The organism is Actinomadura oligospora ATCC 43269, from assembly GCF_000518265.1.
In the GTDB taxonomy this organism is placed as follows: Bacteria; Actinomycetota; Actinomycetes; order Streptosporangiales; family Streptosporangiaceae; genus Spirillospora; species Spirillospora oligospora.
Genome location: NZ_JADG01000004.1, coordinates 254970 through 279798 on the forward strand (window position 1 = coordinate 254970; position 24829 = coordinate 279798).

General features: G+C 72.7%; 25 protein-coding genes. 8 read left to right on the plus strand and 17 right to left on the minus strand.

The genetic code is table 11. The features are described 5' to 3' along the window. Window positions 1-8: 8 nt before the first annotated feature. Window positions 9-764: a carbonic anhydrase gene (locus tag P696_RS0105710; protein WP_026411565.1), complete on the minus strand. Its 756-nt coding sequence runs from the start codon at window positions 762-764 to the stop codon at window positions 9-11. A 120-nt stretch (window positions 765-884) separates the two neighbouring features. On the opposite strand from P696_RS0105710, the gene P696_RS0105715 reads away from it, so the two are divergent. Further along, window positions 885-1688 (plus strand): carbon-nitrogen hydrolase family protein, encoded by an 804-nt coding sequence (locus P696_RS0105715; protein WP_026411566.1) that lies wholly within the window; start codon window positions 885-887, stop codon window positions 1686-1688. A gap of 50 nt (window positions 1689-1738) precedes the next feature. On the opposite strand, the gene P696_RS0105720 is transcribed toward P696_RS0105715, so the two are convergent. Then, on the minus strand, window positions 1739-2380 hold the full coding sequence (locus tag P696_RS0105720; RefSeq protein WP_026411567.1) for an NAD(P)-dependent oxidoreductase: 642 nt from the start codon (window positions 2378-2380) through the stop codon (window positions 1739-1741). Between the two features lie 91 nt (window positions 2381-2471). Here P696_RS0105720 and P696_RS43545 point away from each other — a divergent pair, with 91 nt between their 5' ends. Continuing rightward, window positions 2472-3071, plus strand: coding sequence for a TetR/AcrR family transcriptional regulator (locus tag P696_RS43545; protein ID WP_034483325.1), 600 nt, complete (start codon window positions 2472-2474; stop codon window positions 3069-3071). Window positions 3072-3077: 6 nt separating this feature from the next. On the opposite strand, the gene P696_RS0105730 is transcribed toward P696_RS43545, so the two are convergent. The 5 genes from P696_RS0105730 to P696_RS0105750 form a co-directional block, all read right to left on the minus strand. Next, window positions 3078-4241: a thiopeptide maturation pyridine synthase gene (locus P696_RS0105730; RefSeq protein ID WP_026411568.1), complete on the minus strand. Its 1164-nt coding sequence runs from the start codon at window positions 4239-4241 to the stop codon at window positions 3078-3080. Beyond that, window positions 4238-5206, minus strand: coding sequence for a lantibiotic dehydratase C-terminal domain-containing protein (locus tag P696_RS52090; protein ID WP_157429535.1), 969 nt, complete (start codon window positions 5204-5206; stop codon window positions 4238-4240). The genes P696_RS0105730 and P696_RS52090 overlap by 4 nt, the downstream gene beginning before the upstream one ends. Then, window positions 5203-7680: a lantibiotic dehydratase gene (locus P696_RS0105740; protein WP_026411569.1), complete on the minus strand. Its 2478-nt coding sequence runs from the start codon at window positions 7678-7680 to the stop codon at window positions 5203-5205. Before P696_RS0105740 ends, P696_RS52090 begins: the two co-directional genes overlap by 4 nt. Window positions 7681-7755: 75 nt before the next feature. Further along, window positions 7756-7950 (minus strand): thiomuracin/GE37468 family thiazolyl RiPP peptide, encoded by a 195-nt coding sequence (locus tag P696_RS0105745; protein WP_026411570.1) that lies wholly within the window; start codon window positions 7948-7950, stop codon window positions 7756-7758. A 194-nt stretch (window positions 7951-8144) separates the two neighbouring features. Beyond that, window positions 8145-8369, minus strand: a complete 225-nt coding sequence (locus P696_RS0105750; RefSeq protein ID WP_026411571.1) for a hypothetical protein — start codon at window positions 8367-8369, stop codon at window positions 8145-8147. Between the two features lie 13 nt (window positions 8370-8382). On the opposite strand from P696_RS0105750, the gene P696_RS0105755 reads away from it, so the two are divergent. Then, on the plus strand, window positions 8383-9243 hold the full coding sequence (locus tag P696_RS0105755) for a hypothetical protein (RefSeq protein WP_026411572.1): 861 nt from the start codon (window positions 8383-8385) through the stop codon (window positions 9241-9243). A gap of 60 nt (window positions 9244-9303) precedes the next feature. Here the strand turns inward: P696_RS0105755 and P696_RS0105760 are convergent, their stop codons facing one another. From P696_RS0105760 to P696_RS0105785, 6 genes are all read right to left on the minus strand, one after another. Continuing rightward, window positions 9304-9684, minus strand: a complete 381-nt coding sequence (locus P696_RS0105760) for a hypothetical protein (protein WP_026411573.1) — start codon at window positions 9682-9684, stop codon at window positions 9304-9306. Between the two features lie 157 nt (window positions 9685-9841). After that, the gene (locus P696_RS0105765; protein WP_026411574.1) at window positions 9842-10621 is read right to left on the minus strand and encodes a GntR family transcriptional regulator; all 780 of its coding nucleotides are present in this window, start codon (window positions 10619-10621) and stop codon (window positions 9842-9844) included. A 104-nt stretch (window positions 10622-10725) separates the two neighbouring features. Next, window positions 10726-11715, minus strand: a complete 990-nt coding sequence (locus P696_RS0105770) for a sulfite exporter TauE/SafE family protein (protein WP_026411575.1) — start codon at window positions 11713-11715, stop codon at window positions 10726-10728. Next, complete coding sequence (locus P696_RS43555; protein ID WP_342668997.1) at window positions 11712-13136, minus strand: MBL fold metallo-hydrolase; 1425 nt, start codon at window positions 13134-13136, stop codon at window positions 11712-11714. Before P696_RS43555 ends, P696_RS0105770 begins: the two co-directional genes overlap by 4 nt. A 120-nt stretch (window positions 13137-13256) precedes the next feature. Beyond that, window positions 13257-14459 carry an FAD/NAD(P)-binding oxidoreductase gene (locus P696_RS0105780; RefSeq protein ID WP_026411576.1) on the minus strand — a complete coding sequence of 401 codons (1203 nt, stop codon included), beginning with the start codon at window positions 14457-14459 and terminating at the stop codon, window positions 13257-13259. A 157-nt stretch (window positions 14460-14616) separates the two neighbouring features. Then, window positions 14617-15816: a cytochrome P450 gene (locus tag P696_RS0105785; RefSeq protein WP_026411577.1), complete on the minus strand. Its 1200-nt coding sequence runs from the start codon at window positions 15814-15816 to the stop codon at window positions 14617-14619. A gap of 256 nt (window positions 15817-16072) precedes the next feature. Between P696_RS0105785 and vanY-N the strand changes: the two genes are divergently transcribed. From vanY-N to P696_RS43565, 3 genes are read left to right on the plus strand one after another with little or no spacing between them, the layout of a single operon-like run. Then, window positions 16073-16696 carry a D,D-peptidase/D,D-carboxypeptidase VanY-N gene (gene vanY-N / locus P696_RS43560; protein WP_245627520.1) on the plus strand — a complete coding sequence of 208 codons (624 nt, stop codon included), beginning with the start codon at window positions 16073-16075 and terminating at the stop codon, window positions 16694-16696. After that, window positions 16644-17354 (plus strand): response regulator transcription factor, encoded by a 711-nt coding sequence (locus P696_RS0105795; RefSeq protein ID WP_026411578.1) that lies wholly within the window; start codon window positions 16644-16646, stop codon window positions 17352-17354. The genes vanY-N and P696_RS0105795 overlap by 53 nt, the downstream gene beginning before the upstream one ends. Continuing rightward, the gene (locus P696_RS43565; protein ID WP_051466925.1) at window positions 17347-18468 is read left to right on the plus strand and encodes a sensor histidine kinase; all 1122 of its coding nucleotides are present in this window, start codon (window positions 17347-17349) and stop codon (window positions 18466-18468) included. Before P696_RS0105795 ends, P696_RS43565 begins: the two co-directional genes overlap by 8 nt. On the opposite strand, the gene P696_RS0105805 is transcribed toward P696_RS43565, so the two are convergent. From P696_RS0105805 to P696_RS0105820, 4 genes are all read right to left on the minus strand, one after another. After that, entirely contained in the window at window positions 18444-18938 is a 495-nt protein-coding gene (locus tag P696_RS0105805) for a cupin domain-containing protein (RefSeq protein ID WP_157429536.1), read from the minus strand. The two genes, P696_RS43565 and P696_RS0105805, sit on opposite strands and share 25 nt — an antisense overlap. Before the next feature lie 82 nt (window positions 18939-19020). Continuing rightward, entirely contained in the window at window positions 19021-20295 is a 1275-nt protein-coding gene (gene codA / locus P696_RS0105810) for a cytosine deaminase (RefSeq protein ID WP_034483327.1), read from the minus strand. Between the two features lie 11 nt (window positions 20296-20306). Next, a complete protein-coding gene (locus P696_RS43570; protein WP_051466928.1) occupies window positions 20307-21722 on the minus strand; it encodes a purine-cytosine permease family protein in 1416 nt (471 codons plus the stop codon). A gap of 171 nt (window positions 21723-21893) precedes the next feature. Continuing rightward, window positions 21894-23453, minus strand: coding sequence for an acyl-CoA synthetase (locus P696_RS0105820; RefSeq protein WP_026411581.1), 1560 nt, complete (start codon window positions 23451-23453; stop codon window positions 21894-21896). A gap of 134 nt (window positions 23454-23587) precedes the next feature. Between P696_RS0105820 and P696_RS43575 the strand changes: the two genes are divergently transcribed. Next, window positions 23588-24217, plus strand: coding sequence for a uridine kinase family protein (locus P696_RS43575; RefSeq protein ID WP_034483329.1), 630 nt, complete (start codon window positions 23588-23590; stop codon window positions 24215-24217). Between the two features lie 93 nt (window positions 24218-24310). Continuing rightward, window positions 24311-24685 carry an FKBP-type peptidyl-prolyl cis-trans isomerase gene (locus P696_RS0105830; RefSeq protein WP_026411582.1) on the plus strand — a complete coding sequence of 125 codons (375 nt, stop codon included), beginning with the start codon at window positions 24311-24313 and terminating at the stop codon, window positions 24683-24685. Window positions 24686-24829 lie beyond the last annotated feature (144 nt).

Here is a 24829-nt window from a genome sequence, read left to right on the forward strand (position 1 = left end):
TCGCGCCGTCAGGACGGTCTCATGCCGACAGTCCGCAGGACCGACACCCGGCCGGTGTCGAGGCTGTAGTAGGCGGCCACGAGGCCGAGGACGCCTTTGTCGATCTTCGGAACCAGCACCGGATCGACGGCCAGCGCGGCGACCGTGCGCAGCGTCTGGATCCGGATGGTCCGGTCGACGACGTCACCGCCGTGGCGGCGGGCCCGTTCGTAGGCGGGCCTGATCGAGTCCACGACGGCGTTCAGGTGGGGCGGCAGGGGATGGTGGTGCTCGATCGACTCCACGGTCGCCTTCACCGCCCCGCACCGCTGGTGGCCCATGACCACGATGAGCGGAGTGGCGTGCTCGACCGGCCCGTACTCGATGGAACCGGTGACCAGCCCGTCGACGGTCTGCGCCCCGGTCCGCACGACGAACATGGAGCCGAGGCCCTGGTCGAACACCGTCTCCGGCGGCACCCGCGAGTCGATGCAGGACACGACCACGGCGAACGGGTGCTGCTCGTGAGCGAGCTCGTGCCGAAGTGGCAGGTCCTCGTCCGGGCACGTGCGGGCTCCGGTGGCCCACGCGTGGTTCCCCCGCGCGAGCCTTCTCCATGCCTGAGCCGGGGTGAGGGTATGGGTGCCAGTGGATGTGTCGGGATGCGCGGCAGGAGCCAAACGGCCGGAGCCGGAGGCGCTCACCGCCGGAACCAGCGCGGCGAGGCCGAGGCCCCCCGTGGCCAGCCCGGAGCGCAGGGCCATTCGACGTGAGAAGTCGTTCACCCCCATTTGGTACCGCCCGGATTCACTGGGGCATCCCACGAACCGGCAAAGGCTGTTCTCGGGATTCGACGGTTGGACGCCACCTGTCGTGTCCGCGCGTCGAAGGGGCAGAATGAGGGCATGCGCGTGGCTCTGTGTCAGATCGAGGTCGGCGACGACCCCAAGGAGAACCTGGACCGCGTCCTGGCGGCGCTGGCCGAGGCCGCCGGAACGCCGGGCGGCTGCGACCTCGCGGTGTTCCCGGAGGCGTCGTTCCTCCGCTTCGGCAACGACCTCGCCGCCGCCGTCGAGCCCCTGGACGGCCCGTGGGTCACGGCCGTCCGCGAGGCCGCCCGCGACCACGGCGTGAACGTCGTCATCGGCGCGTTCGAGCCGTCCGGGACCGACCGGGTGTTCAACACCGTCATCGGGGTCTCGTCCGACGGCGAGCTGGTCGGCTCCTACCGCAAGCTGCACCTCTTCGACGCCTTCGGCGATCACGAGTCCGAGCGCGTCGCGCCCGGTGACCGGCCGGTCGTCCTCGACCTGGCCGGGCACCGCCTGGGCGTCATCACCTGCTATGACGTCCGCTTCCCCGAGCTGGCCCGCGCGCTGGTGGACCAGGGCGCCGACATCCTCGTCATCCCCGCCGCCTGGGGCCAGGGCGTCTTCAAGGAAGAGCACTGGACGACCCTCGTCCGCGCGCGGGCCATCGAGAACACCACCTGGGTCGTCGCCGTCGGCAAGGCCCCGGACCGCACCCGCCCCCCGCGCGGGCTGCCCGGCGGCGTCGGCCGGAGCCGGCTGATCGACCCGATGGGCACCGTCGTCACCGACCTGGGCCCGTTCCCGTCCGTCCGCGTCCTGGACCTGGACCCGGGCCTCACGGCCAGGGTCCGCGAGACCCTGCCGTCCCTGAGCCACCGGCGCCGCGACGTCCTCTAGCGGGACCAGGACGCCGGTTGACCTGGTGTTTCACGGCGTGACCCGGCGGTTCAGGACGCGACCCAGGCGACGTGTCCGATCGCCTTCGGGTCACCGGCCAGGTCGAGCATGGCCGCCGCGACGTCCGCGCGCCGGATCCTCCGGGCCTTGACCGGGGCCAGGTCGAGGCCCAGGCGGCAGGTGCCGGTGGGCGGGCCGTCCTGGAGCATCGGCGGCCGGACGAGCGTCCAGTCGATGCCGTCCGCGTTCTCGATCAGGGTGTCGGCGCGGACGAGGTCCTCGAACGGCCTCTCGAGGATCTTGGTGACCAGCGGCTTGACGATGCGCCCGCCGACGAACCCGTCGCCGGGGTCGGGGTAGGGCGCCGCCGCGCTGACGGTGAGCAGTCGCCGGGTCCCCGCGGCGCGCATGCCCTCGATGATGGACGTGGCGCTCCGCGTGTGGACGGTGGTCGCGGCGCGTCCGTCCCGGGTGCCGAGGCACGACAGGACCGCGTCCCGTCCCTCGACGGCGGACTCGACCGCGGCCGGGTCCATCACGTCCGCGACCAGGACCTCCGCGCCCTCACGCACGTCCTCCGCCAGCCGTCCGGCGTCCCGGACGACCGCGGTGACCTCGTATCCGCGCCTGATCGCCTCGCGGCACGCGGCCGTCCCGATGCCGCCGGTCGCCCCGAAGATCGTGAGCTTCATCGATCATCCCTCCCGAAAGGGGTTAGTAAATACTCACTCACCTCTAGAGTGTGGGTAAGCGTTCACTCACCTGTCAAGGGGGCCCGGCCGAATGACCACCGCTCGCGAGCGCCTGCTCGACGCCCTCGCCGAGATCATGCGCACCCGCGGACTCGCCGAGGCCACCACCAAGGAGATCGCCCGCCTGGCGGGCTGCTCCGAGGCGCTCCTCTACAAGCACTTCCGGGACAAGGAAGAGCTCATGCTGAGCGTCCTGCGCGAACGCATGCCCCCGTTCACCCACCGCCTCGAACCCGGCGAGGACACCGTCCAGGACAACCTGACCGCCACCGTCCGGGGCGGTCTGCGCTTCTACCGCAAGGCCTTCCCGATGATGGCCGGAATGCTCGCCCAGCCCCGGGTCCTGGCCGCCACCCGCGAGTCGCTGAGCAAGTACAACGCCGGGCCCAGGGAACCCGTCACCGCCGTGGCCCGCTACCTGGACGCCGAGATCCACCGGGGCCGGGTCCGTCCCGAGGCCGACACCGCCTCCATCGCCGCGCTCCTCATCGGCGCCACCTTCCAGCAGGGATTCCTCCTTTTCTTCGCCTCCGGTCCTGAGGGGCCCGACCCGACGGGGGAAGAAGCCGCGCTGCTCGTCCGCCCCCTGCTCCCCGCCCTGCTCCCCGCCCCCTCGGGCCCGTCCGCCTGAGCGCACTCAGTCCTCGTTGGGATGGGCGAGGGTGAAACGGCGGACGAGGTCGACGGCGTCGAGCCGGTGGACGTCCTCGACGGCGTTGGCCGCGAGGTGACACAGGCGGAAGCGCTCGGGCGGAGTGAGGCCGAGCCGGTTGATGTGGAGATAGGTGTAGTTGATGAGTAGTCGATAACGGCTGAAGGCGGGGTTCTCGAAGGCGGCGCGATGGTAGGCGCGGTTGCCGAACATCATCCGATGGAATTCGGACGGCCACTGCGCGCTCTTGTCAGCGTCGTAAGCGGGTGGCTGGATGAGTTTGCCCTGGGCGATCAGCGGGGTGGCGCGGTCGCAAAAGGTGGCGATGAGGTCGGCCCATTCTGCGACGAAAGGCACCGGGACATCCGTGTCGCCGTCGAGGGTGGCCTCCACCGCGCGGACGCGTTCGGTGAGCCGGGCTCGGTGGGCTCGGTAGTGGGCGTCGAAACGGGCCCGGGTCGCGTCGGGGTCGGCGCACTGGGCGATGAAGCCCTCGGCGTGGGAGCGGTAGGAGACGAAGCTGCTGGTGATCGGCGGCAGTGCGGTGATCGAGGTGGCCAGCATCAGGCCCAGGCCGACCGCTTCGGCGCCGTCGTGGCCGGAGCGGACGTGCTCAAGGGCGTCGAACAGCAGCGGAGTGCCGTCCACGTAGAAGTCGGTGAGCAGCTCGACCGACTCGGGGTCGTTCAGCACGTGGCGTCGGTCGTCAAAGGGGACGTACTGGATGCTGTTGTCGGGGAACCAGGGCGTGAGCGGTCCCCGTTCCTCCTCGCGCTGGGCCAGGAAGCGGTGCTGGGCCAGCGCCGCGAGCCGGTCGGGACGGGCCGTGGAGGGGTGCGCGGCCAGGTAGTCGCCGATGGTCCGCTCGATGGCGGGCTGGACGGTGGTCGTCCAGGTGCGCGGGTCGGTGCGGATGTTGAGCCGCAGGTGGGGGCCTTGGCGCCAGTGTCGGAGGACGTAGGCGTCCGGGGCCGCCGCGCGCAGGTCGTGGATCAGGGGGCGGACGGCGTCCAGGAGCAGGGCGGTCTTGTCGCGCTCGTAGTAGTAGATGTGCGCGGCATGCCACTGCTCGGCGTCGGCTGCTGTGGGCTGCGGCTCGGCAGGCTGCTGCTCGGTGGGGTGCGGCTCGGTGGCGGGTGTGGCTGTCATGGCAGATCTCCGGCTTCGTGCAGGACGGACAGGGCGTGGGCGGCTAGCAGTGCCAGGCGGTGTTCGGCCGTGGAGCCGAGCCCGAGCCTGTTGGAGAGCAGGTGGGTGCAGCGCAGGAGGGCTTCGGCGACGTGGCGCTGGTGAGGAGGTACGGCCTCGGCCAGGAAGCTCAGCGGGGACGCGGGGTCGTCCGGTGCGTACCGGTTGCGTGCCAGGGCGCGTCGCAGGGTGTGGACGGATTCGGACCAGGTGGCGAGCGTCCCGCCGGGACGGGTCGTCCACAGCAGCCGGGTCTGGTGGAGGAGATCGTCGCGGCGCTGGTCGAAGAGGTCGCGGACGGCCGGGGGCAGGCTGACGGCCGGGAGGTCGCCGGGGCGCAGGGCGCTGGCGGCGAGGCTGATGGTGATGGCGGCCAGGCAGAGCGCGGCACGTTGCCCTTGGGTGGGACGGGTGGCGAGGACGTCCATTGCGAGGCGGCTGGACGCGGTGAAGTGGGATTCGAACGCGGCCATGCAGGCGGCGTTTCCGTAGGCGTGGTGTTCGGGGCGGTAGGCGATGGACTCGACGCTGTCGTTCGCGTGAAGTCGGCTGTCGTATTTGGGTAGGCGTTCGCGGCTTGCCTGGTGCGCGGCATGGGCGCGGTAGTCGTGGGCGGTCAGGCGGCGAACGGACGGATGCACGTCCAGGTGGTCGCGTGCCCGGGCCTCGACGATGCGCCGGAGCCGGTCGGCGTGATGGGAGTGGCGGGGACGCAGGCGCAGGCGCAGGTGCGGGCCGCCCTCCCAGTAGCGCAGGAAGAACAGGCCGTCGATGTCGGCGGCGAGGTCGGCGAGGAGTGGGGCGACCAGGTCGGTGATGAGTTCGTCCAGGTCACCGGCGTGAAAGAGGTGGACGCTGATCCAGCCCGCGTCCACGCCGTCGCGCGGCCGTGCCGGTCGTGTCGGCTGTGTTCTGGAGGCTGTCACGGGTGGTCCTGGCCGACCTCGAAGACGTACTCGGTCACGCGGGAACCGTGCGGGCCGTGGTCCGGGGCGTCGGCGGGGTCGGGCAGCGCTTCCTCCAGGACGAGCAGGTCGTCGGTTCCCCGGAGGGAGCGGATCAGGGAGAGCAGCTGGAGGTGGTCGGTCACGTCGACGTACAGGGGCTTGCGGCTCTTGCGGCCGACCGGTTCGCCGGGGCTTCGGGGGGCCAGGCGGGCGAAGAAGCGGCGCGGTAGCCGATGCTCGTTCAGCCAGCGGGCCAGGCGTGGCAGGTAGGCGGCCTCGTTCTCGCCCTTGGCCGGTATGGGGAAGGCCCCGGCGGGGAGCCGCCAGGCGGCGCGGGCCAGGACGACCCGGCCCAGTTGCAGGCGTGGTCGGCGGTGCACGGGTTCGGTCCGCGCGTCCGGCCAGGGCGCTGGTGACATGGCGACCGGCGGCTCGCCGAAGACCTGGATCAGGAACGTCCAGGCGGGCGGAAGCAGCAGCTCGCTGCTCATCCCTGTGTGGACGGGCCGCATCTGGTGGCCGTCCTGGTCGGACAGGGTCAGCCGTTCGGTGGACGCGTCGTAGGCGACCCACAGGTCGGTCAGGCCGAGCCGGGCGTCGGTGGTCGTGAAGGGGTAGTCCAGGCCGGTGGACGACGCGGCGGGACGCAGGTTGAGGTTCGTCCCGAAACCGGCTCGGCACTCGAGGACCGGAGAGAACGGGCCGTCGGGTCTTGCGACGCCGCTGCGGCCGAGGAGATGCCGGATGCGGCCGGTGTGGCGTCCATGGCCGGAGTAGACGGCGTTGAGGACGAACTCGGGTCCGCCGGGAGCGGCGACGGCCTGGCCGTAGCAGCAGAGGGACGTCGGCGGGCGGATCTGGACCGGCCAGTCCGCCGTCAGTTTCCCGATCAGCTCGTGGTCGACGACGATCACGCCTTCGCCGTTCTGCGGACGGCCATAGAGCGTCCGCCACGCCTGACGGCGAAGCGCCGCGGGATGCGCCGTCCAGGGAGACGGCCGCCCCGGGGCGTGGTGGAGCAGTGCCCGCAGCTGGTCGGACGAGGTGTGCGCCGCCCGGTACAGGCGCAGGAACGGCACGGGCCCGTCGAAATGGCGCACGAAGAAGTCGGCGGCGGCCAGCTTGATCGGCAGGCCGGAGTCGAACACCCCGCACAGGCGGCGGAGCGTCTGGAGGTCGTCCAGCACCGGCCGCCATGCCTTGGCGCTCAGGAGGGCGAGGTCGTCGGCGGTGATCGCGGTGTCCAGGCACAGGGTCTTGTCGGGCGGCCGTCCCTGGTGGCCCAGGACGCCGTCGATCAGTTCACCCATGCGGACGATGGCCTCACGGCGCTCGGTGACCTCGGTCGCATGCCGCGTCGGCCCTTCGGGAGCGCGGGCCAGGCGATGCAACTCCTCCAGCGCGCGCAGCGTGGGGGGTTTGTCGATTGGGCGGGTGGGGTGGGACGCGTGCAGCCAGGCGATCAGGTCGCCGAGTGGGTCGGGTGACTGGTCGGTGAACGGCGGACGCCGTTCGAGGAGGCCGATCGACACCAGGCGGTCGGTCGCCTGCGGTGAGCCGGTCAGTTCGTCCACGCGGGCGAGGGTGGGGTGCGGCAGTTTCCGCACCCGGGTGAGCAGGGCGCGGACGGACGGTTCGGACGGCACGCTGTTCAGCGGTTCGTGCGCGCCCGCGCCCAGGAAGCACAGCCGTCCGTCCTGCTCGGTGAGACCGGTGTTGATGCGGACCCGCACCGCGTGGCGCGTCTCCGGACGCCGTGCCAGCAGGTCCCACATGCGCTCGACCGGCGCGCGGTGGAGTTCGGTCACGAGGATCGGGTTCAGGTGTTGCGGAGGCGACACGGCCGGGCCGTCGGGCGTCCAGCGGCCAAGGCCGCTGACGGTGAAGGTGGCGAAGGGGCTGGTCTTGGCAGCGGCTCTGGCCAGGTACTTGGCCAGCCGGATCACGGCGGGACGGCCCGGATGCGCGGCCGGGTCGGCGAGCCAGCCGGACAGATGCTCGGACAGCGTGGGGCTGGACAGCAGCAGGCCGTGCTGGAAGGCCGGGTCGGCGGCCAGGTCGCGCAGGGCCGTGGTCCTGTCGGCCAGTTCGGTGGCCAGGACGTCCGGCAGGGCCGCGATGAGGGCGGCGCGCCGGGCCCGCCGTCCGCGCCAGGCGGCGACGCGCTCGGCGAGATCGTCGGGGAGGGCGGCCAGCGCGGCGTCCAGGCGGTCGAGACGCCGGCCGGCGTGGATCGCGCGGCGGAGGGCCACCAGCAGCGGCTTGAGCTCGGGCCGCCGGTCGCGGCCGATCAGCTCGTACAGCGCGTCGGACAGCGCCGTGCCCTCGGCGGTAGTGCGGGTGTCCAGGGCCAGCAGCTCGTCCACCAGTGCCCAGGTGCGGCGGCATCGCAGTTCCCGCACCCGGTCGAAGGCGAGCCCGGCCACCCGGACGCCGAAGACCCCGTCCGTCACCTGCGGCGATGTCACTGTGCGTCCCCCGCTGCCGGCTGGGCGGCAGGGCCGGGCGAACCCGGCCCTGCCCGTGGATCAGGACTCGTCGTGCTCGCCGTCGTACGGGGCACGGCAGCTTCCGCAGTGCGGGAAGCCCACCTCACGGTGACCGCAGGAGGCGGCCATCTCGGTCATGCCGTGGCCGATGTCGAGCCGCTCGACACCGTCGGCAGGAAGAACGTCGATCGAGTCGACGGGCAGGTCGTTCAGGTCCGCGAAGTCCTTGGACATTCTCACTTCCCTCCATCCGGCACCGGTGTGCCGTTCGGTCGGCCGCGCGGGGTCGTCCCCGCGCAGGCCGGGTCACCTTCGCTCGATGCCCGCCCGGAAGCCAGCCTTAGCTCAAGCGACGATCCGCTTCCGCCCATGGATGACGCGTCCGCCCCGAAGGCCTCGCCCGACCGGCACCACAATTCCCAAATCGGCTACATGGGCGGATAGCGGGGCCTAGGCTCACCCCCCGACACAAGGGGTGCTCTCATGAAGCGAATAGCGATCGTCGTAGCGATCTGCGGCGCATTGGCCTGTTTGGTCACCTTGGCCGTTTCCACGGCCACGTCCTCGAACGTCTCACCGTCGGCGGCCTCCGCGCCGTCGGCGACGTTCAAGGCGCAGCGGATCACGGGCCCGCCGCCACCGAAATCAGGCATCGACCACAATGTCGTGGCACTCGGCACCGTGCGGCTGGCGATGACGGCGAAGCAGACCGCGTACGTGGTCTCGGCGCTGCGCGCGAACGCGGCGACCGTCCGGACGATGGTGGACAACGAGGTGCGCTGCTCCTGGCCGGGCGGCAGCAAGAACCTGGTGATGGGCCAGAACCTCTACGCGGGCACCGGAAAGGCCCCGCAGTGGGAGGACGCCTGGATCGTCACCAAATTCCTGCTGCACCCGGGCGTCGCGGCGACGGCCCAGTGCACGACGTACGCGCGGGTCGCCTCGCTGTACAAGCAGAGGTCCTCGGTGAAGATCGTGGGCGGTTCGCTGCGGTTCGCCGACACCTCGGTCGCGAACGCGGCGAACGGAAAGGCCCTCGAATACGACATTCCCTACGGCGACCTGCCGGTGAACCGGACCCACCGGACGATCTGGCAGCCCGCGATGCCGAAGACCGTCGCGCCCGCCGGGCTCCGCGAGCTCAGCGCCTTCGGCGACGTGGACTACCAGGTGTGCCAGCGCGGCGCCAAGTGCGACAAGAACGGTTCGTCGACCGCGCGGTTCACGTTGATCGTGAACCAGTGGAACGCGAAGGGCACGAAGATCTGCCACACGGACGCGACGAAGAGCGTCACCAGGACGATCCCGTACTGGGTGCACCACGCCGTGGTGCCGCTGTACACCCCGCACTTCAAGGTCTCGAAGGCGGCGGGCTGCGGCCCGGTCTTCAACGCCTATGTGCGGGTGGACTGGCTGCGCGGCCAGACCGGCGCGGTGCAGGGCACGGCGGTCGGCCTCCCCGACCGGCGCGGCTCCGCCTCCAAGCACCGCTCGGCGATGAGCCACGTCTACATCGTCCCCGCCTGACCTCGGTCCCGGGCCTGGCGGCCCGTCCGAGTTGGAGGGGCACGGACGGGCCGCCGGGCGTCACCGGATCTCCTGGATGAAGGTGGCGGACCGGCCGGAGAAGCGCACGCTGACGTTGTGCGGCGACGCCCGCGCCCAGTCGTCGATGCCGTTGACGGAGCACCTGCCGGCGTTGGGCGGGGCGGAGCCGTCCGGGCACTGTCCCCCGGCGACGAACAGGACGGTGTCGCCGGACGTGGAGAAGACGACGTCGCCCACGCTGAACTTGCCCGGCGCCACGTAGCGCAGCCGTCCCCACGCCGACCTGGACCGCTGGCCGTCCTGGCCCGCGGACGGCGGGGCGGCCCCGGCCCCGGCGTCGCCGTCGCCGTCGCCGCCGCAGGCGGTCAGGCCGAGCGCCAGCGTCGCCGCCGTCATCGCGGTCATCACGATCGTCCGCATGGGTCCCCGCTCCAGTGCCCCGTGCGCGGCCTTCGTGGACGCGCTGTGCCGGGTGAGATGCGGGCGCGGTGGTGCGGGGTTGGCGCTCGTAAACGTGATCAATCCGACCCGGCGTGGTCCGAACCCGCGGCGCGATGCGGGCGTCGTCCGGGCTGGGTCAGAGTGCGGGGGCCGGGGCGCCCAGTCGGTAGTCGCTGTTGGAGAACGAGGCGGCGACGGCCCAGCGGTCCGCGCGGACGAGGGTCTGCCGCCACTCGATGAGACGCCTGTCGGCGTCGCGTCCGAGCCGGTCGATCGCGAACAGCGCGGTCGTCGGCGGGCAGTCGAGCAGGAGGCGTTCGGACGGGCCGGGCACGACGGCCCGGATGCGTTCCCATCCGCTGCCGATGCGCGTCCCGCAGTGGCGTTCGAGCTCGTCGTAGAGCGAGGTGCGGGTGAAGTCGACGTCCAGGAGCGGCCCGGCGACGTCCTCGGGCAGCCAGACCCGGTCGACGGCGAGCGGCTCCTCGTCGGCCAGGCGGAGGCGTTCGAGGTAGATCAGCGGTGTGGACTCCTCCAGGCCCATGCGGACGGCGATGACGCCGTCGGCGCGCCGGTCGAGGACGCGGACGACGCTGCGCTGGACGGCCCCGACCTCCTCTACGGAGCGGAAGAGGCTGTACGCCCCGCCGACCGGCTGCTCCAGCGGGCGGCCCGTGGTGAACCTGGACACCCTGCCGCGCTGGGCGGTCACCAGGCCCTCGGCCCGGAGCTGCCGGAGCGACTCGCGGACGGTGTGCCTGCTGACCTGGTACTCGGCGACCAGGTCGTGCTCGCCGGGGAAGACGTCGTGGAACTCGCCCTCCTCCAGGCGGCGCAGCAGGTCGGCGCGAAGCTGCGCCCACAGCGGCCGGCCCGCGGACCGGACGAGCGGACGGGGGCCACGCTGGAAGCTCACGACACCCTCCTGGGCTCGCGGGACCGAAAGGCGGTACGGGACACGGCGTAAATGTACGGCCCCCGGGGGGACGTCGCGAACCCCGGCCCTCGTCCTCAGGGCCGTCAGGCGAGGACGCCGACCAGCATGAACGCCGCCACCGCGAGCAGCAGGACGGCGAACGTCCGCTGCAGGGCGGCGCCCGAGAGCCCGGCCGCCAGCCGCTTGCCCTCCCACGCCCCGAGGACGGCCGCGCCCACGAACGGGACGAAGATCGCGAAGTCGAGGGCGTCGCCCCCGACCGCGAGGCGGGTGGAGAGGGACACCACCGAGTTGACGAGGATGACCACGAGGCTGGTGCAGACCGCCTTCCGCATCGGCAGGCGGAGCACCGAGACCAGCGCGGGGACGACCAGGAAGCCGCCGCCGACCCCCAGCAGCCCCGTCACCGCCCCCAGTCCGGCCCCGGCCGCGGCGGTGCGCAGCCGCCCATCCCCTCGCATAGGTGCCGTCCGCTCGTCCTCGCGCGCGGGGGCCGGGTCGGCGTCGCCGACGTCACAGCCGCCGACGGCGGCGCGGCGGGGGGCGTCGGGCACGGCCGGACGGCCGTCCTCGGCCCGTTCGGCGAGGATCGTCCCTCCGGCGGGCCGGGGCGCGGTCGCGGTCCTGGCCCCGGTCCAGGAGACACCGGAGACGACGACGCCCGCGGCATCGCCGGAAGCGGGCGCGGCGGCGGGGCGGGCGGGGCGCGCCGCCCGGGCGCCGCGCAGCATCACCACGGCCGCGACCGCCGCCAGAGCGGCGAACGCGCTGGTCAGCACGTCCTGCGGGATCCGGTGGGTGAGCACCGACGCGCCGATGGCCGGGACCACGCCGGTCGCGGCGAACAGCAGGCCGGTGGGCCATTCGATGGTGCCGCTCCCGGAATGCCGGACGAGCGCGGTGACGGACGTGGCGGTGACGATGGCCAGGCTGGTCGTCCCGGCGTCGGCGGGCGTGACGCCGAGCAGGTAGACCAGGGCCGGGACGGCGAGCACTCCCCCGCCGCCGCCGAGCCCGCCGAGCGCCACGCCGACCACGGCCCCGCAGAGCAGGGCGAGGACGAGGACGCTCACGCCGCGGGTCCACCGGCGGCGCCAGCGGGACGCGCCACTTCGCCATGCCAGGCGGAGAAGCCGCCCCGCAGGTCGACGGCCTCGAACCCGCGGGCCCGCAGGACCGAGACGGCCACCGACGAGCGGTTGCCCCCGGCGCAGAACACGGTCAGTGGACGGTCGGCGGGCAGCTCGTCCAGGCGGGTGAGCAGCTCGGGCAGCGGGATGTGGCAGGCGCCGGGGATGGTCCCGCCGTCCCGCACCTCGCCCACGCCGCGCACGTCCACCAGCGCGATGTCGTCCGCCGCCCCGGCGAGCCGGTCCGCGAGGACGTCGGCCTCCACGCGACCGCCGACGCTCAGGTGCGCGGCCTCGACCGCGTCGACCGGCGTGGCCAGGGCTCCCAGGACGCGGTCGAAGCCGATGCGGGCCAGGCGGTTGCGGGCCTCGCGCGCGGCGGACGGGTCGCCGCAGAGGACGATCTCGTCGTGCGCCTCCAGCACCACGCCCGCCCACTCGGCGAACCGTCCGCCCAGGGGGACGTTGACCGCTCCCGGCAGGTGGCCGGACGCGAACGACTCGGGGTCCCGGGTGTCGAGGACGGTCGCGCCGTCCTCCCGGGCGGCCTTCAGCAGGGCGTCGAGCGTGAGGGACGCGACGGGCGCGTCCTCGTCCAGGACGGCCCGGGACTGCCGGTTGCGCACGGAGGTGAACGCGAAGTAGGCGGGCACGGCGGGCTGGGCCTCGATCACGGCGGAGACGAACTCGTCCTCGCTCATGTCCGCCAGCGCGTAGTTGACGCGGCGCTGCTCGCCGATGGAGGAGCTCCGGTCTGCCGAGAGGTTCTTGCCACAGGACGAACCGGCTCCGTGGGCGGGGTAGACGCGCGTCGCGTCCGGGAGGGTGAGCAGGGCGCGGGTCGACCGGTAGAGGGCGCGCGCCATCTCCCCGGCGGACCGTCCCCGGGAGCTGAGCAGGTCGGGGCGTCCGACGTCGCCGATGAACAGCGTGTCGCCGGTGAGGACCCCGTAGGGGACGGCGTCCCCGGCGCGTTCGCGGACGACGACGCAGATCGACTCGGGCGTGTGGCCCGGGGTGTGCAGGATCTCCAGGTCCACCTCGCCGAGGCCGAGGTGCTCCCCGTCGGCCAGGGGGTCCACGTCGAAGTCGAGCTCGGCGGACGATCCGTAGGAGATGCGGGCCCCGGTGCGCTCGGCCAGCTCCAGGTGGCCGGAGAGGAAGTCCGCGTGGACGTGGGTCTCGACGACCCGCTCGATGGTCAGGCCGTGCCGCTCGGCGGCGGCGACGTACTCGTTGACGTCCCGCTGCGGGTCGACCACGACCGCCCGCCCGGAGGCGCGGTCGCCGACGAGGTAGGACGCGTGGGAGAGGCACTCGAGATAGAACTGCTGGAAGACCAGCGGTCCGGCGCGGTCGGGCATGGGGGCTCCTGGAAGAACGGTGTTCACGCGCCTTGGAGGCGTCGAGATCGGGATGCGTCGGCTCTGGGGCCGCGAAGGCTGCGGTCCCCGTCGCTGGACAAGGGGGCCGGTGCGGCGGCGTCAGGCGAGGCCGCGGAGCATGAGGTTCCAGTACAGGAACGGCAGGCCGCGGCGCTTGAGGTACCACATGTCGGTGCGCTCGCGGAGGGTGTCGATCACCGGGATGGACGGGGTGGGCCGTCCGCTGTAGTCGAACTCGGCGAGCAGCATCTTCCTGCGGGCGGTGGTCAGCGGGCACGAGGCGTAGCCGTCGTAGGAGGCCGTGGGCTCCCGGCCGTCCAGGGCCGCGAGGAGGTTCTCCACGACCACCGGCGCCTGCTTGCGCACGGCCGCGCCGGTCTTGGAGTTCGGCGACGACCCGGCGTCGCCGAGGGCCCAGACGTCGGGGTACCGGACGTGCCGCATCGTGTGCTTGTCGATCTCGACGTACCCGGCGGGGTCGTCCGCGCCCGCGAGCGGGCTCCGCTTGATCCAGTCCGGCGCGCTCTGCGGCGGCACGAGGTGGGCCATGTCGTACGGCAGGGTCGTCTTCTCCCCGCTGCCGAGGTTCGTGACGACCACCTCACGGGCGCCTGGACGCACCTCGGTGACCTCGCTGCCGAAGTGCACCTTGATCCCGTACCGGCGGACCACGTCCTCCAGGACGCGCGCGAACTCCGGGACGCCGAACATGGCGGCGCCGGGCAGCACCAGGTGGACGTCGATCTTGCCCAGAACGCCCTGCTCACGCCAGTAGTCGGCGGCGAGGTAGGCGATCTTCTGCGGCGCGCCCGCGCACTTGATGGCGCCCGCGGGCATGCTGAACACGGCGCTGCCCGACCGGGTGGCGCGGATGAAGCGCCAGGTCGCGGGGGCGGTCGTCGGCAGGTAGTTGCTGGACAGGCCGTCCTTGCCGAGGCCCTCCTCCAGCCCCGGCACCCGGCCCCAGTCCAGCTGGATGCCCGCGCAGACCACCAGCTGCTCGTAGTGGAGCGTGCCGCCGTCGTCGAGCAGCACCTCCCGCGCCTCGGGATCGACGGCGGTCGCGGCGCGGCGGACCCACCGCACGCCCTTCGGCATCACCGACCGCTGCGGGCGGATGCTCTCGCGCAGGGGCGCCCGTCCTCCGCCGACCAGCGTCCACAGCGGCTGGTAGTAGTGCCGGGCCCCCGGCTCGACCACCGCGACGTCCCGCTCGCCCGCGCGGCGGAGCCGGGCCGCGACCGTGATCCCCGCACTCCCGCCGCCGATGACCACGATCCGGTGATGCCGCCTGGTCTCCACGAGAAGATCCCTCCCACCACACGAAATGTACGGACATTAAGCTGCCAGTCGTTCCGGCCACATGCAAGTGATGTGTGGGCATCTCAGCCCATTTGTCCGTACATTTCAGCACGATGGAAGATGTCCGGCCCCCGCGCGATGGCGGGGGCCGGGGCGGTCACCAGGTGACGGGGAGGGCGCGGGGACGGCGGACGAAGCGGTGGGCGTGCCAGGGGACCTCGTCGGCGGGGACGGCCAGGCGCAGGCCGGGGAGGCGCCTGGTGAGGGTGGACAGCGCCACCTGCAGCTCCATCCTGGCCAGGGACGCGCCCACGCAGCGGTGCAGGCCGAACCCGAAGGCGAGGTGCGGGTTGTCGGCGCGGGCCACGTCCAGGACCTCGGGGTCGGGGAACACCGAGCCGTCGCGGTTGGCGGCCGACAGCTCGACCAGCACCTGGTCGCCCGGACGCAGCCGCACCCCGCCGAGCTCCGTCTCCTCCAGCACGTAGCGGGCGAACGAGCCCTGGGCGATCAGCGGGACGTACCGCAGGAGCTCCTCGACCGCCGCGGGCACCAGCTCGGGCTCGTCGCACAGCCTCTTGTAGTCGCCGTTGGTCAGCAGCAGGAACACGAAGTTGGGGATCTGTGAGGCCGTGGTCTCGTGTCCGGCGGCCAGCAGGGTGCGCACCAGGTTGACCATCTCGTCACGGCTGAGCCGGTCGCCTTCGACACGCGCGCGGACCAGCGCGCCGATGAGGTCGTCGGTCGGGTGCTCGACACGCCGGTCCGCCTGCTCGCCCAGGTAGTCGTTCATCTCGGCGATGCCGGCCAGGACCTCGTCGGGCGTCAGGCCGCTGTCCTCGATCAGGCTGTCGCTCCAGGCGGTGAAGCGGTCCTGGTCCGCCGCGGGCACACCCAGCAGGTCGCAGATGACCCGGACCGGAAGCGTCAGCCCGAACGCCTCGAACAGGTCGGCGGGCGGGCCCTGCTCCACCATGGCGTCGACCAGGCCGTCCGCGATGCGCTCGGTCGACGGGCGCAGCCGCTCGATCCGCCGCGGCGTGAAGGTGTGGAAGACGAAGCGCCGCACCCGGGCGTGGTCGGGCGGGTCGGCGCTCACCATCGTCTGGGCGGTGATGTCCACCGGCGTGACGCGGGCGACGTCGGAGTCGGCGACGCCCGCCCTCCGGGGATCCCGCCCGAAGGCGGGACTGCTGAAGACGTGCCGGGCGTCCTCGTACCGGGTGACCAGCCAGGCCGGGGCGCCGTAGGGCGGCTGGACCTGGACGGGCGCCCCGTCGCCGCGCGCCTCGGCGAGGGCGGGCGCGAGCCGCAGGGCGTGGTCACTGGGGAAGGGGAATGCGGGCAGTGCGGGCATGGCGAGTCCCATCGGGGTCGTGCACCGCGGTGAAGGCCGAGCAGAATGAATCGCGCAATTCCGGACATCCCCACGCTAGCCGCGCCACCCCGCAGCGAGAAGGACAGCTTTCCCTAACCACCCCTCACCCCACCGCCAACGTATCGCGGGCGTATGGAAAGGGGCATACGCGGTCGCAACGGCGTCCCGATTTCAGTGGGGGCATGAACGACAAAGCATTCCTGTCAGCACCGTCCCTCGACCTGACCCTCCGGCGGTGAGCCGCGGGGAGTCCGGCCTCGGCGACCAGAAGGCGGAGGTCCTCGCGGCCCTCACCCGGCTCACCGCGATGCTGCTGGTGCCGGTCGCCTTCTGCGGCGCGCCGGGCCGCGCCCGCTTCCTGGCCTGCCAATGGGCGCTGGGCCTGCGTTTCCCCGCCGAGGATCTGCGGGGCCTGGCGCCGGAGACGCTGGCGGCGTTCACGCACGCGCGGGCCGAGGCGTTCTGGCGTCACGGGCAGCTCATCGGCCTCACCTCGGGATACCGCGACCCGGCGGAACAGCGGCGGATCTTCGCCGAGGAGGTGCGGCGCACCGGCTCGGTGGCCGCGGCGCGACGCCGCGTGCTGCCGCCGGAGGAGTCCGGCCATGTCCGGGGGCTCGCGCTCGACGTCCGTCCGGCCCAGGGCGCGCGGTGGCTCGAACAGCACGGCGGACGGTACGGGCTCTACCGCGTCTACGACAACGAGTGGTGGCACTTCGAGTACCGGACGGCCGCACCGGTCCGCCTGCCGCATCCCGGAGCCGCGCCATATGCGCGCGATACACCGTGTTGCCTAGCCTCGGGGCATGCGCGTGCTGATCGTGGAGGACGAGCCCTACATGGCCGAGGCCGTACGTGACGGTCTCCGGCTGGAGGCGATCGCCGCCGACATCGCCTACGACGGCCACTCGGCCCTGGAACTGCTCAGCGTCAACACCTACGACCTGGCGGTCCTGGACCGGGACATCCCAGGGCCGTCCGGGGACGAGATCGCCCGGCGGATCGTCGCGTCCGGCAGCGGCGTCCCCATCCTGATGCTCACCGCCGCCGACCGGATCGACGACAAGGCCTCCGGGTTCGAACTCGGCGCCGACGACTACCTCACCAAGCCGTTCGAGCTGCGGGAACTCGTCATGCGGCTCCGGGCGCTGGACCGCAGGCGCGGGCACGCCCGGCCCCCGGTGAGGGAGATCGCGGGCCTGCGGGTGGACCCCTTCCGCAGGGAGGTCTTCCGCGACGGACGCTACGTCGCGCTCACCCGCAAGCAGTTCGCCGTGCTCGAGGTCCTCGTCGCCGCCGAGGGCGGTGTCGTCAGCTCCGAGGAGCTGCTCGAGCGGGCCTGGGACGAGAACGCCGATCCCTTCACCAACGCCGTCCGCATCACCATCTCGGCGTTGCGCAAGCGACTCGGCGAACCCTGGCTCATCGCCACGGTGCCCGGCGTCGGCTACAGGATCGACACCGGCGCGGACGACACCGGCGCGGACGGCTCCCGTCCTGGCGACGCCGATGGCTAGACGTCCGGGGTTCAGCGTCCGGCTGAAGCTCACCCTCAGCTACGCCGGATTCCTCATGCTCGCCGGTGTCCTCCTGCTGGCCGTGGTGTGGGTGTTCCTGCTGCGGTACATCCCCTACCACGTGCCCTACACCCCGGGCGGTTTCGTCCCCAGCCGCAACGTCCTCATCCGCACCTTCCTCCCCCGCGCGGCGGCGGCGCTGGTCTTCCTGCTGGTGTTCGGCCTGCTCGGAGGGTGGATCCTCGCCGGACGGATGCTCGCGCCGCTCACCCGGATCACCGACGCGGCACGGATGGCCGCGAACGGGTCGCTGTCCCACCGGATCCGCATGGAGGGCCCCGGAGACGAGTTCCGCGAGCTCGCCGACGTGTTCGACGCCATGCTCGACCAGCTCGAGTCCCACGTCACCGAGCAGCAGCGGTTCGCCGCGAACGCCTCCCACGAACTGCGCACCCCGCTGGCGATCTCGCGGGCCCTGCTGGACGTCGCCCGCAGCGGCCCCACGCGGGACCAGGGCGAGGTCCTCGAACGCCTGCACAACGTCAACACGCGCGCGATCGACCTCACCGAGGCGCTCCTGGTGCTGAGCCGCAGCGAACGCAGGAGCTTCACCCGCGAACCCGTCGACCTCTCCCTCGTCGCCGAGGAAGCCACCGAGACCCTGCTGCCCCTCGCCGAACGGCGCCGGATCACGCTCGACGTCACGGGCGAGACGACCCGGGCCGCGGGCTCGCCGACGCTCCTGCTGCGGATGGCGACGAACCTCGTCCAGAACGCCATCGTCCACAACCTGCCCGACGGCGGCACCGTGACGGTCCACACCGAGACGCGGGACGGAGCGAGCGTCCTGTGGGTCGAGAACACCGGCCCCCCGCTCGCGCCCGCGCTGATACCGACCCTGACCGAGCCCTTCCAGCGCGGAACCGAACGCGTCCGCACGGACGAGCACGCCGGTGTCGGGCTCGGACTGGCCATCGTGCACAGCATCGTCCGGGCCCACGACGGCGCCCTCGACCTCACGCCCCGTCCCGCCGGCGGCCTCCTCGCCACGGTCCGGCTCCCCGCCACCGGACCCGGGGCCGAGGCCGCCTACTTCCCGGCGTGGAAGTCGTAGGGCAGGTCGTCGTACACCTTGTAGACGCAGTCCGCGCCCTTCAGGCACTTGCCCCAGTGGACGGCCTTGGACGGGTAGTAAAGGAAGTCGCCCTGGCCGATGCGCGCGTGCGGACCGCCCTTGACGTTCCAGCTCAGCCTGCCCGAGATGCCCAGGACATGCTCGGGGCTGGTGTGCCAGTGCGGGGCGAACTCGGTGCCAGCCTTCAGCCGGAAGACGGCCTCCGACGGGCCCGTCGCGGGGTTGCCGCGCAGCGGCTTGTAGGTGCAACCGGCCAGCCCCTCACAGGGCAGCCACTCCCCGCCGCGAAGCGGCACATAGACCGCCCTGTCGACCTGAGGCTTCGCCTCGGGGGACGCCTTGACCGCCGGGGACGCCTTGACCGCGGGAGACGACTGGGCCGCCGCTTCGGAGGCGGTGAGCAGAAGCCCGCCGGCCGCCGCCGCGACCACGAGATGGCGCACGCGCATGAACACTCCCCTATCCGGACTGTGGTCCGCTTATATTAAGCGGACCACAGTCCGGATGTCTATGGAGTTGTCGCGGCGGGCCTCAGGGACGGGCGAAGGTGACCTCCCGGACGGGTTCGCCCGGCCAGCTCAGGCGGGTGGGCGTGACAGGGGTCTCGGCGACGACCCTGCCCTTGGCGATGACATGGGTCGGACGGGTCTGGCGGCGGATGGCGTCGTAGGGGGACGTCGCCGGGAGGATGACCAGGCTGGCCGGGCGGGACTCGGCGATGCCGTAGCGGTCGCCCAGGTGCAGGACCCGCGCGGCCCGGTCGGTGATCATGCGGAACGCCTCGTCGATCTCGGCGGCGCCGGTGAGCTGGGCGGCGGCGACGCCGACCAGGGCCACCTGGAGGGACGAGGCGGTGCCGAGGGGGAACCAGGGGTCCATGACGTCGTCGTGGCCGAAGGCGACGTTGACACCGGCGGCGAGCATCTCCTTCACCTGGGTGAGGCCGCGGCGCTTGGGGTAGTCGTCGAAACGGCCCTGGAGGCAGAGGTTGGCCATGGGGTTGCTGACCAGGTTGATGCCGCTGCGCGCCAGGATCCGCTGGAGCTTGTAGGAGTAGGCGCCGTTGTAGGAGCCCATCGCGGTGGTGTGGGACGCGGTGGCGCGGTCGCGGAGGCCGCCCCGCCGGGCGAGGGTCGCGAGGACCTCGACGAAGCGCGACTGCTCGTCGTCGATCTCGTCGCAGTGGGCGTCGAGGAGCAGGCCGTGGCGCTCGGCGATGTCGAAGGCGATCTCGAGGGAGCGGACGCCGTCCTCGCGGGTGTCCTCGAAGTGCGGGATGGCGCCGATGACGTCAACGCCGCGCTCGGCGGCCCTCTCCAGCAGCCGCGGACCGTCGTCGAAGGAGACGACGCCCTCCTGAGGGAAGGCGACGAGCTGGAGGTCGACTACGTCGCGGACGCGGTCGCGGACCTCGATCATGGCGTCCAGCGCGACCAGGCCGGGGTCGGTGACGTCCACGTGGCTGCGGACGTGCAGGACGCCGTTCGCGGCGTACCAGCGGAGCACCTCGGTGGCCCGGTCGATGACGTCCTGCCTGGTGAGGGACTTCTTGCGCTCGGACCAGACGGCGATGCCCTCCCAGAGGGAGCCGGAGGCGTTCCAGCGCGGCTCACCGGCGGTGAGGGTGGTGTCCAGGTGGACGTGCGGCTCGACGAAGGGGGCGGAGGCCAGGCCGCCCGCGCCGTCCGCGAGGAGGTCGCCCGTCCCCTGGCCCGCCGGGACGATCCGGGTGAAACGGCCGTCCTCGACCTCGATGTCGTGGAGGCCGTCGCGGTCGGTCAGGCGGACGTTGCGGATCACCGTCACCGGCGGACTCCTCAGCTGGACGAACGGACGGGAACGAGCACGGGCGAGCGGCGGCGGGACAGCAGCAGGTAGAGGCCGCCCGCGACGACCGCGCCCGCGAGCCAGGACAGGTCGATGCCGCCGAGGGCCTTGGCGGCGGGGCCCTGGAGGGCCTCCGGGACGCCGTACTGGAACGTCCAGGTGGCCAGCGCGCCGAGCAGGAAGGAGACGACGGCGTCCCAGCGCACGTCACCGAGGCGGGACGCGCCGGGCGGGTCGTAGAGGGCCTCGATGTCCACGTTCTGCCGCTTGACGACATAGAAGTGGACGGCCATGACCGCGGCCCACGGGACGACCCAGGTGACCAGGCCCGCGAGCCAGGCGTCCAGGGTGTGCGCGAAGTCCTCCTGGAAGATCAGGAGGATCGTGAAGGCGGCGGCGAAGATCCCGACGGCGTAGGAGACGACGCGGCGGGACACGTTCCAGTCGACGGTCTGCGCGCACAGCGAGCACGAGTAGACGTTCAGGATGTTCGTCGCGATCGGACCGTGCACGACCAGGAGGAGGACGGGGATCGCGAGCGCGCCGAACGAGTCGACGATCAGCTTGCCGGGGTCGGTGGTCTGGCTGACCGTGGCGAGGGACGCGCCGAGCGCGCCGAGCCACACGACCGGGACGAACTGCCCGAGCACGCTGGACCAGTAGAGCGTGCGGCGGCCGACCTTCTCCGGGACGAACCGGGAGTAGTCGGAGGCGTAGGCGAACCAGGTGATGCCCCAGCCGACGCCGATCGCGGTCATGACCGTCGTCATGGCCGAAATCCGGTTCCTGCCGCTGAGATGCGCGCCCGGAAAGTCCCAGTGCACCCCGGTCTTCGTCCAGGCGACGGCGGTCATCACGGCGAGCACCACGAGGGTGATCGGGACCGTCCACTTCTCGAACGAGGCGATCGCCTTGAACCCCGACGCGGCGATCCCGACCTGGAGACCCATGATCACCACGACCACGGCGATCTTCAGCGCGGTGCCGCCGTGCACGCCGACCTGCCCGAGCAGGGCCATCACCAGGTCCAGGACGATCCAGGTGTTGACCGCGCACCAGCCCGCCGACATGACCCCCTGCAGGGCGGCCGGGAGGTAGGCGCCGCGGCGGCCGAACGCCGACCGCGCCAGGACCATCTGGGTGACGCCGGTCCGCTGCCCCATCAGGACGAACAGCCCGAACACCGCCATCCCGAGGACGTTGCCCGCGACCAGCACCGCGATGGTGTCGGCGAGGCTCAGCCCGAGCTTGATCCCGAGGGCGCCGAGCACCCAGTTGATGGGGGCGATGTTCGCGCCCGCCCAGATCCAGAACTGGTGCAGGGCCGTCGAGCTGCGAGCCCCCGGCGGGACCGGCTCCAGCGAGTGGGCGGGATCGGCGGCGGGGGCGGGGTGCGTGCTTGTCATCTCGAGCGTTCAGCCTAGCGGCGCACATCGCGTGGAACGTACCGATACGTCCCCGATGTCCGCCCTGCTGAACGCCATGATCAGCACCGCCGGAGGGCGTGGTGGTCGACGCTTGGCCGCCGGGTGCTCTGCGCGGCCCGGCGGGCGGTCATGGGGTCCGGCGGGCGGGCCTCACGGAACCAGGCGGGTCTTGACGACCTTGCCCATGGCGTTGCGCGGCAGGGACTCCACGAGGTGGACGACCCGGGGCCGCTTGTGCGCGGAGAGGCGGTCCGCGACGAAGTCGATCAGGGCCTTCTCCCCGACGCCGCCGCCGCTCCCGTCCCCGCCGCCATCCTTTGCGCCGCCCTCGGGGCCGCCGACGACGCCGTCCTCGGGGGCGCGCGCGGCGGGGTCGACGACGACGTAGGCGGTGACCTGCTCGCCGAGGTCCTCGTGCGGGACGCCGACGACGGCGGCCTCGCGGACGGCGGGGTGCGCGAGCAGCGCGTTCTCGACCTCGCCCGCGCCGATCCGGTAGCCGCCGCTCTTGATCAGGTCGGTGGACGCGCGGCCGACGATGCGGTGGCGTCCGTCCGGGTCGACGACCGCGATGTCGCCGGTGCGGAACCAGCCGTCCGGGGTGAACGCCTCGGCGGTGGCCTCCGGGCGGCCCAGGTAGCCGTCGAAGACCGTCGGCGCGGAGATCTGCAGGTCGCCGGGCGTCTCGCCGTCGGCGGACACGGGCGCGCCGTCCTCGCCGACCAGGCGGGTGCGGACGCCGGGCAGCGGGAAGCCGACCGCGCCGGGGACCCGGTCGCCGTCCGCGCGGGCGCTGACCGTGATGAGGGTCTCGGTCATCCCGTACCGCTCGACCGGACGGTGTCCGGTGAGCCCGGCGAGCCGTTCGAAGACCGGGACGGGCAGCGGCGCGCTCCCCGACACGAGGAGCCGGGCCGTGCGCAGCGCCGCGGCGGCCCCGGGGTCGCGGGCGACCCGCGACCACACCGTCGGGACGCCGAAGAACAGCGTGCCGCCGTCGCGCGCCGCGTCCGCGTACGCCTGGGGCGTCGGACGTCCGGTGTGGACGAGCGGCGACCCGACGCGCAGCGGCCCCAGCACGCCGAGCACCAGCCCGTGGACGTGGAACAGCGGCAGTCCGTGGACGAGGGTGTCGTCCGCCGTCCATCCCCACGCCTCGGCGAGCGCGTCGAGCCCGGCCGCGACCGCCGCGCGCGAGACCAGCACGCCCTTCGGAGCACCGGTCGTCCCGCTCGTGTAGAGGATGAACGCGGTCGACCCCGGCTCGATCCCCCGCGACGCCACCGTCCGCGTCGCCCTCCGGACGTCGGCGCGATCCGGAGGGGCGGCGGAGGCGAGGCCGTCGGGTGTGCTCGCCGGGCGGAGGCGGTCGACGGCGACGAGGGGCGGGACGTCTGTCCCCTCGGGGGCGGTAGCGGAGGCGGCGAGCAGGTGCGTGGCGCCGGAATCGCGAAGGATGTGGGCGCGCTCGTCCGGGCCGGAGTCGGGCGGCAGCGGCACCACGGGAACGCCCGCGAACAGCCCGGCGACGACGGCGGCGACGGTCTCCAGGGTCGGGGTCGCGTGCACGGCGACGGCCCGCGCGTCCCGGATCTCGGCGGCGATCGCGACCGCCCACGCGTCCAGCGCCGGACGCGTCAGGGGACGTCCGGCCACGGTGATCGCGGGACGGCCGGGGGCGTCGGGGCGGGGTCCGCCGAGCAGGTTCATCGGGCGCGTCCCTTTCACGTCGGTCCGGAGGCCCGGACGTCCGAGGGCCGAGGGCTCGGAGGTCCGGGAAGAGCGGGAAACACCCGGCAAAGGGCGCGCCCGCGATGCGGGATCGACCTGCATCTGCTGGAAGTATGCCGTCCGTGACGGACGCTCCGACGACCTACCCGGCCCTCGCGGACCGGCTGCGCGCCCTGCCCCCGTCGGCGGGGCCGGTGCGGCTGATCGCCGTCGACGGGCCGAGCGGGTCCGGGAAGTCCACGTTCGCGCCGCGCCTCGCGGCGGCGCTGGGCGCGCTGGAGGGACCGGACGGGGTGCCGCTCGTCCGGTCGGACGACTTCCGGGTGCCGTGGGACGCCGACCCGCTGACGTGGTGGCCGCCGTTCGAACGCGACGTCCTGACCCCGCTCGTCGCCGGACGCCCCGGCCGCCTGCGCCGTTACGACTGGCACCGCGACGTCTACGGACCGCCCGAGGAGCTGCCGCCCGCCGGGGCGCTGGTCGTGGAGGGCGTCGGCGCGGCCTGGCGGGGCTCCCCCGCCGCGTTCCGGATCTGGGTGGACGCGCCGCGCGACCTGCGAAGGGCCCGTGCCCTCCAGCGCGACGGGCTCGCCTACGCGGACGCCTGGGACGAGTGGTCCGGGCGCGAGTCGCGTCACTTCGCGTCCGACCGCACCCGCGAGCGCTCCGACCTCCTCGTGGACGGCACCGCCGTCGCCGTCCCGGCCTTCCACGCCGTCCGGCCCGACGCGGACGTCCCCTGAGAGAAGGACCGTCGCGCGCAGGGCTCGGCGCGGGGGCGACTAGGCTGTCCGGGTCCGTAACCGACCCATGAGAAGACGGGTGGAGCCAGCACCATGGCGCTTGAACGTCCCGAGATCGACTTCCCCGAGGGCCAGCCCCCGCAGAACCTTGAGATCACCGACATCACGGTCGGGGACGGCGAGGAGGCCACCAAGGGCTCGACCGTCTCCGCCCACTACGTCGGCGTGTCCTTCTCGACCGGCGAGGAGTTCGACGCGTCCTGGAACCGCGGCGGGCCGCTCGACTTCCCGCTCGGCGCGGGCCGCGTCATCAAGGGCTGGGACATGGGCATCCAGGGCATGAAGGTCGGCGGCCGGCGCAAGCTGGTCATCCCGCCGCACCTGGCCTACGGAAGCAACAGCCCGTCCCCCAAGATCAAGGCCAACGAGACGCTGATCTTCGTGGTGGACCTCGTCGGCGTGAGCTAGGACGTGTCCTAGGCCGACGGGAGGTACCGGGCGCGGAGGGACGAACCCCCGCACCGAACCCCCTGAAAAGTCGCTTCAACGGCGGGCAATCCGGGAGCCAAATCCTGCTCCGGGTGCCCGCCGTCGCCGTTTCCGGACGGGAAC

Bases quoted from the DNA above. Each gene is read 5' to 3' on its own strand.
- P696_RS43565 (WP_051466925.1), top strand. From the start codon at position 17,347: ATGGCTAGACGTCCGGGGTTCAGCGTCCGGCTGAAGCTCACCCTCAGC.
- P696_RS0105750 (WP_026411571.1), bottom strand. From the start codon at position 8,369: ATGCCTGATTTCGGTGGCGGCGGGCCCGTGATCCGCTGCGCCTTGAAC.
- P696_RS0105820 (WP_026411581.1), bottom strand. From the start codon at position 23,453: ATGAACCTGCTCGGCGGACCCCGCCCCGACGCCCCCGGCCGTCCCGCG.
- P696_RS0105715 (WP_026411566.1), top strand. From the start codon at position 885: ATGCGCGTGGCTCTGTGTCAGATCGAGGTCGGCGACGACCCCAAGGAG.
- P696_RS0105805 (WP_157429536.1), bottom strand. From the start codon at position 18,938: ATGCGCGTGCGCCATCTCGTGGTCGCGGCGGCGGCCGGCGGGCTTCTG.
- P696_RS0105760 (WP_026411573.1), bottom strand. From the start codon at position 9,684: ATGCGGACGATCGTGATGACCGCGATGACGGCGGCGACGCTGGCGCTC.
- P696_RS0105830 (WP_026411582.1), top strand. From the start codon at position 24,311: ATGGCGCTTGAACGTCCCGAGATCGACTTCCCCGAGGGCCAGCCCCCG.
- P696_RS0105745 (WP_026411570.1), bottom strand. From the start codon at position 7,950: ATGTCCAAGGACTTCGCGGACCTGAACGACCTGCCCGTCGACTCGATC.
- P696_RS43575 (WP_034483329.1), top strand. From the start codon at position 23,588: ATGCCGTCCGTGACGGACGCTCCGACGACCTACCCGGCCCTCGCGGAC.
- P696_RS43555 (WP_342668997.1), bottom strand. From the start codon at position 13,136: ATGCCCGACCGCGCCGGACCGCTGGTCTTCCAGCAGTTCTATCTCGAG.
- P696_RS0105795 (WP_026411578.1), top strand. From the start codon at position 16,644: ATGCGCGTGCTGATCGTGGAGGACGAGCCCTACATGGCCGAGGCCGTA.
- P696_RS43570 (WP_051466928.1), bottom strand. From the start codon at position 21,722: ATGACAAGCACGCACCCCGCCCCCGCCGCCGATCCCGCCCACTCGCTG.
- P696_RS0105730 (WP_026411568.1), bottom strand. From the start codon at position 4,241: ATGACAGCCACACCCGCCACCGAGCCGCACCCCACCGAGCAGCAGCCT.
- P696_RS0105785 (WP_026411577.1), bottom strand. From the start codon at position 15,816: ATGCCCGCACTGCCCGCATTCCCCTTCCCCAGTGACCACGCCCTGCGG.
- P696_RS43545 (WP_034483325.1), top strand. From the start codon at position 2,472: ATGACCACCGCTCGCGAGCGCCTGCTCGACGCCCTCGCCGAGATCATG.
- P696_RS0105720 (WP_026411567.1), bottom strand. From the start codon at position 2,380: ATGAAGCTCACGATCTTCGGGGCGACCGGCGGCATCGGGACGGCCGCG.